Source organism: Bradyrhizobium sp. 134 (assembly GCF_023074155.1).
Taxonomy (GTDB): Bacteria; Pseudomonadota; Alphaproteobacteria; order Rhizobiales; family Xanthobacteraceae; genus Bradyrhizobium.
This window is the reverse complement of record NZ_JADPKX010000046.1, coordinates 481,689-494,121: the sequence shown is the minus strand read 5'-3', so window position 1 is coordinate 494,121 and position 12,433 is coordinate 481,689. Positions and strand designations below refer to the sequence as shown.

The 12,433-nt window shown below is 63.7% G+C and carries 14 protein-coding genes; 6 read left to right on the top strand and 8 right to left on the bottom strand.

Translation table 11 applies throughout. The features are described 5' to 3' along the window. The first annotated feature begins 35 nt into the window (after window positions 1-35). Window positions 36-923 (top strand): TauD/TfdA family dioxygenase, encoded by an 888-nt coding sequence (locus IVA75_RS19715; RefSeq protein ID WP_247283782.1) that lies wholly within the window; start codon window positions 36-38, stop codon window positions 921-923. Window positions 924-1,052: 129 nt separating this feature from the next. Here IVA75_RS19715 and IVA75_RS19710 read toward each other — a convergent pair whose 3' ends face one another. Then, window positions 1,053-1,697, bottom strand: coding sequence for a YqgE/AlgH family protein (locus IVA75_RS19710; protein ID WP_007605477.1), 645 nt, complete (start codon window positions 1,695-1,697; stop codon window positions 1,053-1,055). Window positions 1,698-1,839: 142 nt separating this feature from the next. Between IVA75_RS19710 and IVA75_RS19705 the strand changes: the two genes are divergently transcribed. The 5 genes from IVA75_RS19705 (at window position 1,840) to IVA75_RS19685 (ending at window position 5,925) form a co-directional block, all read left to right on the top strand. Beyond that, complete coding sequence (locus tag IVA75_RS19705) at window positions 1,840-2,679, top strand: protein-disulfide reductase DsbD domain-containing protein (RefSeq protein WP_247283772.1); 840 nt, start codon at window positions 1,840-1,842, stop codon at window positions 2,677-2,679. A gap of 230 nt (window positions 2,680-2,909) precedes the next feature. Further along, window positions 2,910-4,277 carry a flippase gene (locus IVA75_RS19700; RefSeq protein WP_247283770.1) on the top strand — a complete coding sequence of 456 codons (1,368 nt, stop codon included), beginning with the start codon at window positions 2,910-2,912 and terminating at the stop codon, window positions 4,275-4,277. A gap of 53 nt (window positions 4,278-4,330) precedes the next feature. Beyond that, a complete protein-coding gene (locus IVA75_RS19695) occupies window positions 4,331-4,567 on the top strand; it encodes a hypothetical protein (RefSeq protein WP_106941873.1) in 237 nt (78 codons plus the stop codon). Next, entirely contained in the window at window positions 4,564-4,878 is a 315-nt protein-coding gene (locus IVA75_RS19690) for a type II toxin-antitoxin system RelE/ParE family toxin (RefSeq protein WP_247283760.1), read from the top strand. Before IVA75_RS19695 ends, IVA75_RS19690 begins: the two co-directional genes overlap by 4 nt. Window positions 4,879-5,100: 222 nt before the next feature. Further along, window positions 5,101-5,925, top strand: a complete 825-nt coding sequence (locus IVA75_RS19685) for a sulfite exporter TauE/SafE family protein (protein ID WP_247283758.1) — start codon at window positions 5,101-5,103, stop codon at window positions 5,923-5,925. Window positions 5,926-5,971: 46 nt separating this feature from the next. Here IVA75_RS19685 and IVA75_RS19680 read toward each other — a convergent pair whose 3' ends face one another. From IVA75_RS19680 to IVA75_RS19650, 7 genes are all read right to left on the bottom strand, one after another. Then, on the bottom strand, window positions 5,972-6,760 hold the full coding sequence (locus tag IVA75_RS19680; RefSeq protein ID WP_247283756.1) for a 3-hydroxybutyrate dehydrogenase: 789 nt from the start codon (window positions 6,758-6,760) through the stop codon (window positions 5,972-5,974). Window position 6,761: 1 nt separating this feature from the next. Then, window positions 6,762-7,937: a patatin-like phospholipase family protein gene (locus tag IVA75_RS19675; RefSeq protein ID WP_247283755.1), complete on the bottom strand. Its 1,176-nt coding sequence runs from the start codon at window positions 7,935-7,937 to the stop codon at window positions 6,762-6,764. Window positions 7,938-8,015: 78 nt separating this feature from the next. Next, window positions 8,016-8,519 carry a CAP domain-containing protein gene (locus IVA75_RS19670; RefSeq protein WP_247283753.1) on the bottom strand — a complete coding sequence of 168 codons (504 nt, stop codon included), beginning with the start codon at window positions 8,517-8,519 and terminating at the stop codon, window positions 8,016-8,018. Between the two features lie 91 nt (window positions 8,520-8,610). Further along, a complete protein-coding gene (locus tag IVA75_RS19665; protein WP_027570238.1) occupies window positions 8,611-9,648 on the bottom strand; it encodes a sulfate ABC transporter ATP-binding protein in 1,038 nt (345 codons plus the stop codon). Then, on the bottom strand, window positions 9,638-10,549 hold the full coding sequence (gene cysW / locus IVA75_RS19660) for a sulfate ABC transporter permease subunit CysW (RefSeq protein ID WP_247283751.1): 912 nt from the start codon (window positions 10,547-10,549) through the stop codon (window positions 9,638-9,640). Before cysW ends, IVA75_RS19665 begins: the two co-directional genes overlap by 11 nt. Before the next feature lie 9 nt (window positions 10,550-10,558). Beyond that, window positions 10,559-11,395 (bottom strand): sulfate ABC transporter permease subunit CysT, encoded by an 837-nt coding sequence (cysT, locus tag IVA75_RS19655; RefSeq protein ID WP_346658431.1) that lies wholly within the window; start codon window positions 11,393-11,395, stop codon window positions 10,559-10,561. Window positions 11,396-11,431: 36 nt separating this feature from the next. Continuing rightward, window positions 11,432-12,433 (bottom strand): sulfate ABC transporter substrate-binding protein, encoded by a 1,002-nt coding sequence (locus IVA75_RS19650; protein WP_247283740.1) that lies wholly within the window; start codon window positions 12,431-12,433, stop codon window positions 11,432-11,434.

Below are 12,433 nucleotides of genomic sequence, written 5' to 3'. Positions count from 1 at the left end.
CGGACCAACCGCTCGCGGTTCGCGGGAGAAACGTCATGACGATCGCCATCCGGCAGCTTCACAAACATTTTGTCGGCGAGGTTTCCGGCCTCGACCTGCGGCAACCTCTCACCGAGGCCGAGACGCGCGAGATCGAAGCCGGCATGGACAAATATGCGGTGCTGGTGTTCCACGACCAGGACATCACCGATGAACAGCAGATGGCTTTCGCGTTGAATTTCGGCCAGCGCGAGGACGCGCGCGGCGGCACGGTCACGAAGGAAAAGGACTACCGCCTCCAATCGGGCCTGAACGACGTCTCCAATCTCGGCAAGGACGGCAAGCCGCTGGCAAAGGACAGCCGCGCGCATCTGTTCAACCTCGGCAACTGCCTGTGGCATTCCGACAGCTCGTTCCGCCCCATCCCGGCAAAATTCTCGCTGCTGTCGGCCCGCGTGCTCAACCCGAAGGGCGGCAACACCGAATTCGCCGACATGCGCGCGGCCTATGACGCGCTTGACGACGAGACCAAGGCGGAGATCGAGGACCTCGTCTGCGAGCACTCGCTGATGTATTCGCGGGGATCGCTCGGCTTCACCGAATACACCGACGACGAGAAGCAGATGTTCAAGCCGGTGCTGCAACGTCTCGTGCGCACCCATCCCGTTCATCGCCGCAAGTCGCTCTATCTCTCATCGCATGCCGGCAAGATCGTCGGCATGAGCGTCCCCGAGGGTCGGCTGCTGCTGCGCGATCTCAACGAGCACGCAACGCAAAGCGAGTTCGTCTACGTCCACAAATGGAGGCTGCATGATCTCGTGATGTGGGACAACCGCCAGACCATGCACCGCGTCCGCCGCTACGACCAGTCGCAGCCCCGCGACATGCGCCGCGCGACGGTCGCAGGCACGGAGCCGACGGTCCAGCAGCAGGCGGCGGAGTAGGCGTTACTCAGCAATCGGTGTCATCGCCCGGCTTGACCGGGCGATCCAGTACTCCGAGACAGTTGTGATAGAACCGATGCGCCGCGGCGTACTGGATGCCCCGCCTTCGCGGGGCATGACAGCGAGGCGCTACGCGTGCCCGGCCTCGTTCGAGAGCATGCCGGGATCGATGCCGATCTTGCGCAGCGCGCGTCCGTATTTTTCGTCGACGTCGTCGCCGAAGATCAAATCCGAATCCGCGTCGCAATGCAGCCAGCCATTGCTCTGGATTTCGGTCTCGAGCTGGCCCGGCGCCCAGCCGGCATAACCGAGCGCGAGGATGGCGTGCTTGGGGCCGGAGCCGTTGGCGATGGCGCGCAGGATGTCGACGGTCGCGGTGAGGCAGACGCCGTCGTCGATCCGGAGCGTCGCGTTCTCGATGTAGAAATCGCTGGAGTGCAGCACGAAGCCGCGGCCGGTATCGACCGGACCGCCGCGCAGCACCTTCATGCTTTCGGCGTTCTCAGGCAGCTTGATGTGCTCGCCCTTGTTGATGATGCCGAGTTGCTGCAACAGCTCGGGGAAGTCGATGCTGCCGGCCGGGTGGTTGACGATGATGCCCATCGCGCCTTCGGCGGAGTGGGCGCAGAGATAAATCACCGAGCGCTCGAAGCGCTCGTCGCCCATCACGGGCATGGCGATCAACAGCTGGCCGTCGAGGTAGCCCGCCGAACTCGGGAGCGCGGGGGCTGACTTGCGGGTGCTTTCGCCCGTCCTCTTGCCTGTGGGAGCCATCGGTGAAGCACTCCGGTTTCAATTCCTATCCTGATGTCGGGCCGGGCCGCTGTCAAATCAAGGCTTGGAGGGCCTTGATTCAAGTGCATCCATCACAAGCAATTCAATGGTTTGCCGCGGGGTGACCCTGTAAAGACGTACCATGCTGACAAGAGTTCCCCGGCGTGCGGCGATTGGCGTCGCGACAACCCTGCTCGCGTCGTCGCTGGCGCTTGCGGCCCATGCCGACGATTCATCGCCGTGGCAGCGCGATGGACATTCCGCGGTGCGGTTGCTCGCGGGATCGCGCAGCGGCGCCGTCCTGCTCGGCGGTATCGCCTTCCAGATCCAGCCCGGCTGGAAAACCTATTGGCGCATGCCGGGCGATTCCGGCGTTCCGCCGCGCTTCGATTTCTCGAAATCCGACAATGTCGAGGCGGTGACGGTGATGTGGCCGGCCCCGCAGAAATTCGACGACGGCGCGGGCGGCCATTCGATCGGCTATCACGACCAGATCGTGCTGCCCCTGCGCATCATCGCCAAGGCGGCCGACAAGCCGGTGACGTTGCGCGCCGAGATCAATTATGCGGTCTGCGAAAAGCTTTGCATCCCGGTCGAGGCTCGCGCCGAGCTTGGCTTCAACAGCGTCGCCTCGACCGAGGACGCCAATTTGCGTGCAGCGCTCGACACCGTGCCCAAGCCTGCCACGATCGGCGATCCCAACCCGCTCACCATCCGGGACGTCAAGCGCGACGGGCCCAAGAATGTGGTGGTGGACGTCGTCGTGCCGGATGCGCGCACCGTCAATCTCTATGTGGAAGGTCCGACGCCCGATTGGGCGTTGCCGATCCCGGCGCCGGTCGAGCCCAGCCCACCGGGCGTGAAGCGATTTTCTTTCGAACTCGACGGACTGCCGCCGGGCGCCAAGCCCGACGGCGCAGCGCTGAAGTTCACGCTGGTCGGACCGGAGAAGTCGTACGAGTTCAATACCAATTTGGATTAGTTGTCGTCCCGGCGCAGGCCGGGACCCATTACCCCAGGGATTAGTTTGGCGAAGACTCCTTCTTTGGAACTGCTACCCAATTCCTCCTGACAGATCACGCGGTATGGGTCCTGGCATTCGCCAGGACGACATCCTTGATCCAACCGAATCTTAACGAATGGTTGCTAATCCCCAGGGCTCCTGCGGCAAGTCTGCCGCAGCACTCGTGCGCGCCTCGGGGACCCTTCGATTTGGCCGTGATGGATGCAGAACCCGCAACGACCGGACCTGCCGGCCTCATCGCGCGGCTGCGCGAAAAATTAACGGGCGGGTCGAGCGAAGCATCGCTGACGCGGCGGCTGGCCGGCACCATCTTCGTCATCCGCGTGATCAGCGCCGGCCTTGCATATTTCTCTCAGGTTCTGCTCGCGCGCTGGATGGGGACGTCGGACTACGGCGTCTATGTCTATGTCTGGACCTGGGTGCTGCTGCTCGGCAGCATGATGGACTTTGGCATCTCGGCCTCCGCGCAAAAGATCATTCCGGAATACCGCGCCCGTGGCGAGCATGCGCTGCTGCGCGGCTTTCTCTCGGGCAGCCGCTGGCTCACCTTTGCGGTGTCCGCACTGGTGTCGCTCGGGCTCGCCGGCATGGTCAAATTGCTGTCACCCTGGATCGATCCGGCCGAGGTGCTGCCGCTCTATATCGGCTGCATGACGCTGCCCGCTTTCGTCGTCGCCAACACCCAGGACGGCATCGCGCGCTCGCATGACTGGATGCAGCTCGGCCTGATGCCGCAATTCATCATCCGCCAGGCACTGATCATCGGCATCACGGCCTGCGCTTTCCTGCTCGGCTATCATCTCGGCGCGGTCGCCGCGATGGTCGCGAGTGCCGGCGCGGTGTGGATCGCGATGACCGGGCAGATGGTGGTGCTGAACCGCAAGCTCGCCGATCACATCGAGCCCGGTCCCAAGGCCTACGACGTCGGCGGCTGGCTCGCCGTGTCGCTGCCGATCCTGCTGGTCGAAAGCTTCTATTTGCTGCTGTCCTACACCGACGTGCTGGTGCTTCAGCAGTTCCGTCCCTCCGACGAGGTCGGCGTCTATTTCGCCGTGGTGAAGACGCTGGCGCTGGTCTCCTTCATCCACTACGCGATGTCGGCGACGACCGCGCATCGCTTCGCCGAGTACAACGCAAGCGGCGACAAGGCGCGGCTGTCGGCTTACGTGGCGCATGCCATCAACTGGACGTTCTGGCCGTCGCTGGCGGCGACCATCGTGCTACTCGCGCTGGGCAAGCCGCTGCTCTGGCTGTTCGGGCCTCAATTCGTGGTCGGCTACGACATCATGTTCGTCGCCGCCATTGGCCTCGTGGTCCGATCCGCGATCGGCCCGGTCGAACGGCTGCTCAACATGCTCGGCCAGCAGAAGATCTGCGCGCTGGCCTATGCGCTGGCCTTTGCGATGAACCTGATGCTCTGCATCGCGCTGGTGCCGCGCTTCGGCGGCCACGGCGCTGCGGCCGCGACCTCGATCTCGCTCAGTTTCGAGACGGTGCTGCTGTTCTGGATCGTGCGACAGCGGCTCGGGCTGCACGTGCTGGCGTTCGGGCGCTAGCCGTCGGCTCACGGCGATGGGAAAGCCAACCGCCGCCTGATATAGTCGGATCCATGGCCGCAAGCGATCTACGAAACCTTCTGGAACGTGCCCAGACTTGGCCTGAAGAGGCCCAGAACGAGCTGGTCGCCATTGCCAGCGAAATCGAGAGTGAGCTGCTCGGCGGCGAGTATCTTGCGACGCAAGAGGAATTGCGGAGCATCGATGCGGCCTTGGCGTCCATAGATCGCGGCGAGGTCGCTACGGATGCCGAGGTTGCGGAGGCCTTCGCGAAATTTGCGCGCGGATGAAGGTCGTCTGGACGCGAGAGGCGCTTGCTGATCTCGCGGACATCGCGACCTATTATGCCAGCAACGCCAGCCCTGTGGTCGCCGAAGCTGTCGGCCGGAGATTTGTTGAGGTCGTGGAGCGCGTCCTTCGCGCGCCTTTCTCGGCGCCACGCGTTGCGCACCGTTCCGAGGTTCGTGTCGCAGCGGTCGTCCGCTACCCATTCCGGATATTTTACCGTGTCCGTGGCGACGTAATCCATATCGTCCACATCCGCCACACGTCCCGGCGACCGGTCGCGGGGCTGAATGAGCCCGGTAGGCAATATGCCTAGAGCGTTATCGGTTCTGATTGATCAGAACCGAAGCTCTGGATTCTTGTTTGACGTCTAACCGAATGTCCGTTTTGCAAGAGAGCGATGAATTGGAGAAAACACCTCCACTTCGGCCCCCTGCAGGAGGATTTTTCTTATTCGCTCCAATCGGTTGCGCTGCAGGGAAAGTTTATTCTACGTCATATTGCCCAACTGACGAGATAAACCTAAGATTCCCTGGACATGATCGATCCACTCTACGTCGCCTCCGGGTTCGGCGTCGGCCTGCTGGTCGGGATGACCGGCGTCGGCGGCGGTTCGTTGATGACGCCGCTGCTGATCCTGCTGTTCGGGATTCATCCATCGACCGCGGTCGGCACCGACCTGCTCTATGCCGCCGCCACCAAGACCGGCGGCAGCTTGGTCCATGGCTGGTCGCGCAGCGTGCACTGGCCGGCGGTGCTGCGGCTCGCCTGCGGCAGCCTTCCGGCGAGCGCGCTGACGCTGCTCGTGCTGTGGAAGCTCGACCTCAAGAGCGATTCCGAGCGCAATCTCGTCAACCTCGTGCTCTGCTTCGCGCTGCTGCTGACCGCGACCTCGCTGATCTTCCGCAGATCGATCATGGAGCGCTATCGCCGGCGCCTGGAGCAGGTCGATGACCGCACCACCGCGATCGCAACCGTCGTCACCGGAATCGTGCTCGGCGTGCTGGTCTCGATTTCATCGGTCGGCGCCGGCGCGGTCGGCGTCACCGTTCTGCTGCTGCTCTATCCGCGCCTGCCGGTGGCGACCATCGTCGGCTCCGACATCGCCCATGCCGTCCCGCTGACGCTGATCGCCGGAATGGGGCACTGGGCGCTTGGCGACGTGGATTGGGCGCTGATGGGCGTGCTGCTGTTGGGCTCGCTGCCCGGCATCGTCGTCGGCAGCTTTAGCGCGACGCGCGTGCCCGAGACGGTGCTGCGCCTGACACTTGCCAGCGTGCTGTTCGTGGTCGCCGGCAAGATCATGTTCGCGGAGTTGCACCTGTCCTCGGCATTCGAGACGGCGCTGGCCTGGACGCACTGAACGAAAATGGCGGAGCTCGGCTCCGCCATTTGCCAGCCGTCGCGCTCTACTCCGCGGTCCAGCCGCCGTCGATCGACAGGTTGGTGCCGGTGATCTGCGCGGCATCGTCGCCGCAGAGGAACAGCGCGAGGGCTGCGACCTGCTCGGAGGTGACGAACTCCTTGGTCGGCTGCGCATCGAGCAGCACGTCGTTGATGACCTGGTCGCGCGTGAGATTGCGGGCCTTCATGGTGTCGGGGATCTGCTTCTCCACCAGCGGCGTCCAGACATAGCCGGGGCTGATGCAGTTGCAGGTGATCTTGCTGGTCGCGACCTCGAGCGCCACGGTCTTGGTCAGGCCGGCGATGCCGTGCTTGGCCGACACATAGGCCGACTTGAAGGGCGAAGCGACCAGCGAGTGCGCGGAAGCGGTATTGATGATGCGGCCCCAGCCCTTCTTCTTCATGCCGGGGACGGCTGCGCGAATGGCATGGAACGCCGAGGACAGGTTGATCGCGATGATCTGGTCCCATTTCTCCGGCGGGAATTCCTCGATGGGCGAGACGAACTGGATGCCGGCATTGTTGACGAGGATGTCGACCGAACCAAAGCTCTTCTCGCCGAGCGCGATCATCCCGGCGATTTCGACCGGCTTGGTCATGTCGGCGGGCGAATAGACCGCCTTCACGCCGAAATCGGACTCGATCTTGGCGCGCTCCTTCTCGATGTCCTCCGGCGAGCCAAACCCGTTGATGACGACATTGGCGCCGGCGGCGGCGAAGGCGCGCGCATAGGCAAGCCCGATGCCGCTGGTCGAACCGGTCACGACGGCATTCTTGCCTGACAGACTTCCCATATTACTCGCTCCTTTTTGGCGGGGGCGCAGTGACGTCCCCCGTGAGATCGTAGGTCACCATGGTCTCGCCGGATTGCGGCCGCTCGAGCCAGTCCTTGTGGCGCATCGACAGATGCACGTCACGCACGCCGGCTTCCCAATGCTCGACCATCGCGACATGCGAGAAATCGTAATCCTTGGACGAGGATTCGTAATTCTTGCTGCGGTAGATCAGGTGCACCACAGTCACAGTGCTTTCGCGCGATACCTTGGCAAGGAATTCCACGGAAGGGTCGTTCTTGAGATAATCGGGCAATTTGGAAATCAGGTCGCGCACGGCCCTGCGGGCGTTGTGCACCTGCTTGTTCTTGTCAGTGTTCATCCGCGTGCGGCTGGAGAAGCGGATGTCCTTCTCGCGCTCGGTCGCCTCGAGCAGCGAGGTCGGCAGATCGCCGCGCGCGCTGAACAGGTCGATCTGGAAGATCAGGAGGTCGCGGTCGGTCTCGGTGTCCAGCACGTAGTCGAGCGGCGTATTGGAGGCGATGCCGCCGTCCCAATAATGCTCGCCCTCGATGACGATGGACGGAAACCCGGGCGGTAGCGCGCCGGAGGCCATGATGTGCTCGGGGCCGATTTTCTTGCCGAGCTTCCTGAACTCGAAATTGTCGAAATATTTGAAGTTGCCCGAGGTGACGCCGACCGCGCCGACCGACAGCCGCGTCTTCAGATCGTTGATGCGGTCGAAATCGACCAGTCGCTCCAGCGTCTTCTTCAGCGGTGCGGTGTCGTAATAGCTCTCGGCCTGCGGGCTGCCGGGCGGCCAGAGCGGCGCGGGCGGGATGCGCGGCGTGAAGAAGCCTGGCACGCCGAAGGTCGCGATCAATGCGGCGCTGGTCGAGTTGAACAGTTCGCGGCTGTGATCGCTCTTGCCGATCGGCTTCCACGGCACCGGCGCGGAGACCATCTCCCAGAATTCCTTGAGCCGCTTGACGCGCGTCTGCCCTTCGTTGCCGGCGATGATCGCGGCGTTGACCGCGCCAATCGAGATGCCGGCAACCCAGTCCGGCTCGAAGCCGGCATGGCAGAGCGACTGATAGGCGCCGGCCTGATAGGAGCCGAGCGCGCCGCCGCCCTGGAGGACCAGGACACGTTGCGCGTTCGCGGGGATTGTTGCGACTTCTGGACTATGATCGGTCATGCGGGAACAGTAGCAGATGGCGAGCGACCGTGGCGACAGTCTGCCGCGGCGTCAATGCATCCCGGGATCAAGTCTGGCTTATCGGGAGTCCGTCGAGGCCAGGATCATGGTCCAGAACACCTTGTATTTGGTGCCGGGAGCATAGCCCGCCGCGATGCCTAATTTTGTGACACCGCTCTTGAGCATGTTGGCGCGGTGGGGGGGCGAGTCGCGCCAACCCGAAAACGCTTCCGCCAGCGTATGATAGCCAGCCGAGACGTTCTCGACTGCAACGGTCGCCGGATAGCCGCCGGCGCTGAGGCGCTTGGCCAGCGGCGCGCGGACGTCATGGTCCATCTTGTTGGCCGCTGCCATGGCCTGGGACTGGGATTCGGCGAGCCGCATCAATTCGGGGTCGATCACGACGGTCCCGAGCCCGTTGTTCTGGCGGTATTGCGAAATCATGATCGCTGCCGCCTGCGCATCGAGCTTTGCGCCCGGGACAGCCATATCGGCATACATCGAGGGTTGCTGGACCGGTGCTTCGTTGCCGGCGCAGCCGGCGAGCAGCAAAGTGATGAGTATTGCGGCCGCGGCGCGCATGAACAGGAGCCCCCAAAATCAGGGGCCGTTGTTGCATACCAACCGTGGCTGAAAGGTGAATATTGAGGAAAAATTGACCCTTTGATCCCGCTCAGGTGCCCGCAAATATCCGGTAGCGGCGGGGCTCCAGGCCGATCGTGTCGCCGGCGCGCAGTTCCCTGTCGCGGGGAGCGTCGATCTCGATGGTCTCGCCGCCAGCGAGTGCCACCTCGGCCCGCTGTACGGGACCGAAATTCCGGACATGCCGCACGGCGCCCTCGAAGGCCCCGCTGCCGGGCGGGCCGACCAGCATGTCGTGTCGCCGCACGAACAGTCTTGACGCGCCAGGCGCAAGCCCATCTGCCGCGAGCTGAAGCGGCCGGTCGCCGAGCGTGATGAGACCGTCGGCGATCAGCACCGGAAGCTCGATGGATTCGCCGATGAAGCTGTGGACGAAGGCGGTCGCGGGGCTCTCATAGACGTCATCGGGCGAGCCGATCTGCTCGATCTTGCCCTTGTCCATCACCACCACGCGGTTGGCGACTTCGAGTGCCTCCTCCTGGTCATGGGTGACGAAGATCGAGGTGACGTTGATCTCATGGTGCAGCGAACGCAACCATTTGCGCAACTCCTTGCGCACCTTGGCGTCGAGCGCGCCGAAGGGTTCGTCGAGCAGCAGGATGCGCGGCTCGATCGCGAGCGCGCGGGCCAGCGCGATGCGCTGGCGCTGGCCGCCGGAGAGCTGGCTCGGATAACGGTCGGCGAGCCAGTCGAGCTGCACGAGATCGAGCAGCTCCTTGACGCGCGCGCGGATGGTCGCTTCGTCCTTGCGGATCGCGCGCGGCTGCACGCGCAGCCCGAAGGCGACGTTCTCGAACACCGTCATGTGGCGGAACAGCGCGTAGTGCTGGAACACGAATCCGACGTGCCGCTCGCGCGCCCCCTGCGCCAGCGCATCCTCGCCGTTGAAAGACACCTCACCGGAATCGGGCCAGTCGAGGCCGGCGATGATGCGCAGCAGCGTTGTTTTGCCCGAGCCGGACGGACCGAGCAGCGCCAGCAGCTCGCCGTCATTGACCTTGAGGTCGACGCCGTCGAGGGCTTTGAAGCTGCCGAACTTCTTGACGAGATTCCTGACTTCAATGCTCACTTGCGTCGTGTCCTTCGTCGAGGTGATTTTCCAGAACGGTTTTCGCGATCAGCGTGATCAGCGCCAGCATCGCCAGCAGCGAGGCGATCGCGAACGCCGCGACGAACTGGTATTCGTTGTAGAGAATCTCGACCAGCAGCGGCATCGTGTTGGTCTCGCCGCGGATATGGCCGGAGACCACAGAGACCGCGCCAAACTCGCCCATCGCGCGCGCGTTGCAGAGCAGGACGCCGTAGAGCACGCCCCATTTGATGTTGGGCAGCGTGACGCGGAAGAAGGTCTGCAGGCCCGAGGCGCCGAGCGAGATCGCGGCCTCCTCCTCTTGCGTGCCCTGCTCCTGCATCAGCGGGATCAACGCACGCGCCACGAAGGGGAAGGTCACGAAGGTGGTCGCAAGCGCGATGCCGGGCACCGCGAACAGGATCTGGATATCATGATCGCGCAGCCAGCCGCCGAAATAGCCCTGCGCGCCGAACAGCAGCACGAAGACGAGGCCCGAGATGACGGGGCTGACCGAGAATGGCAAATCGATCAGCGTGATCAGGAAGGTCTTGCCCAAGAATTCGAATTTTGAAATCGCCCAGGCCGCGACCAGGCCGAAGACAAGATTGAGGCCGACGGAAATTGCCGCAACCAACAGCGTCAACTTGATTGCGGACAGCGCCTCCGGGTCGGCCAGCGCGGCGAAATAGGCGAGGACTCCCTTCGAGAAAGCCTGCGCGAACACCACGACCAGCGGCAGCACGACGAAGACAGAGAGAAAGGTCATCGCCAGCGCGATGATGACGATGCGGACCGCGCGCGGTTCGGTGCGCAGGTTGTTCCGCGCGGCCGCCGCATGCGCGCGTGCCTTGGCATCGGGAGGCGAGAGCGAAACCGAATCTGCGATCTGCATCGTCATGATCCGCCCTCAGCGTGCCGGGATCCGGCTCTGCGCCCAGCGCTGGAGCCGGTTGACGGCGAAGATGATGACGAAAGACACGATCAGCATGACCACCGCGATGGCGGTCGCGTCGGCATAGCGGAATTCGGAGAGGCGGATCACGATCAGCAGCGGCGCGATCTCGGAGACGTTGGGCAGATTGCCGGCGATGAAGATCACCGAGCCGTATTCGCCGACGGCGCGTGCGAAGGCGAGCGCCAGCCCCGTGAGCAGCGCCGGGCCGAGCGAGGGCAGGATCACGCGGATGATGGTCTGCCAGCGGCTCGCGCCAAGACTTCCGGCGGCCTCTTCGATCTCAGGATCGAGGTCCTGGAGCACCGGCTGCACCGTGCGCACCACGAAGGGGATGCCGATGAAGATCATGGCGACGAAGATGCCGACCGGCGTGAACGCCACCTTGATGCCGGCCGCCGCAAGCGGCGCGCCGAGCCAGCCCTTTTCGGCGAACAACGCGGTCAGCGCGACGCCGGCGACCGCCGTCGGCAGCGCAAAGGGCACGTCGACAATGGCGTCGAACAGCCGCCTGCCCGGGAAGCGGTAACGCACCAGCGCCCAGACGATGATGCTGCCCATCACGAGATTGACGCAGGCGGCCGCAAAGGCGAGTCCAAAGGACACGCGCAACGCATTCAGGGTGCGGCGGCTGGAGAGGATGTTCCAGAACTGCTCGGGGCTCAGCTCAAGCGATTTCAGAAACAGGCCCGCGAGCGGAATCAGGATGATGATCGACAGCCAGGACAGCGTCAGCCCCATGGTGAGACCGAAGCCCGGCAATGTCCGGCGTCGTGCTGCGATTGCGCTCACCAGGCCCCCTGTTTAAGCCCCGCCGACAGCGCCCGATCAGTTCTTGTAGATCTGATCGAAGACGCCGCCGTCGGCAAAATGTTCCTTCTGCGCCTTGGTCCAGCCGCCGAAAAGTTCGTCGATCGTGAACAGCTCGACCTTCGCGAAGGAGTTTTCGTGTTTTTTGGCGATCTCGGGATCGCGCGGACGATAGAAGTTGCGCGCCGCGATTTCCTGACCTTCCTTGGTATACCAATATTGCAGGTAGGCGTCGGCGGCGTTACGGGTGCCTTTTTTATCGGCAACCTTGTCGACGATCGTCACGGGCGGTTCCGCCAGGATCGAGAGCGGCGGCGCCACGATCTCGAATTTTTCCGGGCCGAATTCCTTGAGCGCCAGGTACGCCTCGTTCTCCCAGGCGAGCAGCACGTCGCCGACGCCGCGCTCGACGAAGGTCACGGTCGCGCCGCGCGCGCCAGTGTCGAGCACCGGCACCTGCTGATAGAGCTTTCCGATGAAATCCTTGGCTTTGTCCGCCGAGCCGTATTTCTTCTGCGCAAAGCCCCAGGCCGCCAGATAATTCCAGCGCGCGCCGCCTGATGTCTTCGGGTTCGGCGTGATCACGGCGACGCCCGGCTTGAGCAGATCGTCCCAGTCCTTGATGCCCTTCGGATTGCCCTTGCGGACCAGAAACACGATGGTCGAGGTATAGGGCGACGAGTTTTGCGGCAACCGCTTCTGCCAATCAGCCGTCGCGAGGCCTTTGCTGGCGATGGCGTCGATGTCGTAGGCGAGCGCAAGCGTCACCACGTCCGCCTGCAATCCGTCGATCACGGCGCGCGCCTGCGAACCGCTGCCGCCGTGCGACTGCTTGATCTCGACGCTCTTGCCGGTTTCCTTCTGATAGGCTGCCGCGAACGCCTTGTTGAACTCGACATAGAGCTCACGCGTCGGATCGTACGACACATTCAGCAGATTGATGTCAGCGGCCAGAGCCGAGCTTGCCAACAAGCCTGTCACGAGCAGTCCTGCAGCGAGCGGAACGATACGGCGCATCAT

Coding starts and splice junctions, on each gene's coding strand:
- IVA75_RS19670 (WP_247283753.1), bottom strand. CDS start 8,519: ATGCGCGCCGCGGCCGCAATACTCATCACTTTGCTGCTCGCCGGCTGC.
- IVA75_RS19715 (WP_247283782.1), top strand. CDS start 36: ATGACGATCGCCATCCGGCAGCTTCACAAACATTTTGTCGGCGAGGTT.
- IVA75_RS19685 (WP_247283758.1), top strand. CDS start 5,101: ATGATCGATCCACTCTACGTCGCCTCCGGGTTCGGCGTCGGCCTGCTG.
- IVA75_RS19650 (WP_247283740.1), bottom strand. CDS start 12,433: ATGATGCGCCGTATCGTTCCGCTCGCTGCAGGACTGCTCGTGACAGGC.
- IVA75_RS19705 (WP_247283772.1), top strand. CDS start 1,840: ATGCTGACAAGAGTTCCCCGGCGTGCGGCGATTGGCGTCGCGACAACC.
- IVA75_RS19710 (WP_007605477.1), bottom strand. CDS start 1,697: ATGGCTCCCACAGGCAAGAGGACGGGCGAAAGCACCCGCAAGTCAGCC.
- IVA75_RS19675 (WP_247283755.1), bottom strand. CDS start 7,937: ATGACCGATCATAGTCCAGAAGTCGCAACAATCCCCGCGAACGCGCAA.
- IVA75_RS19680 (WP_247283756.1), bottom strand. CDS start 6,760: ATGGGAAGTCTGTCAGGCAAGAATGCCGTCGTGACCGGTTCGACCAGC.
- cysW (WP_247283751.1), bottom strand. CDS start 10,549: ATGACGATGCAGATCGCAGATTCGGTTTCGCTCTCGCCTCCCGATGCC.
- IVA75_RS19690 (WP_247283760.1), top strand. CDS start 4,564: ATGAAGGTCGTCTGGACGCGAGAGGCGCTTGCTGATCTCGCGGACATC.
- IVA75_RS19695 (WP_106941873.1), top strand. CDS start 4,331: ATGGCCGCAAGCGATCTACGAAACCTTCTGGAACGTGCCCAGACTTGG.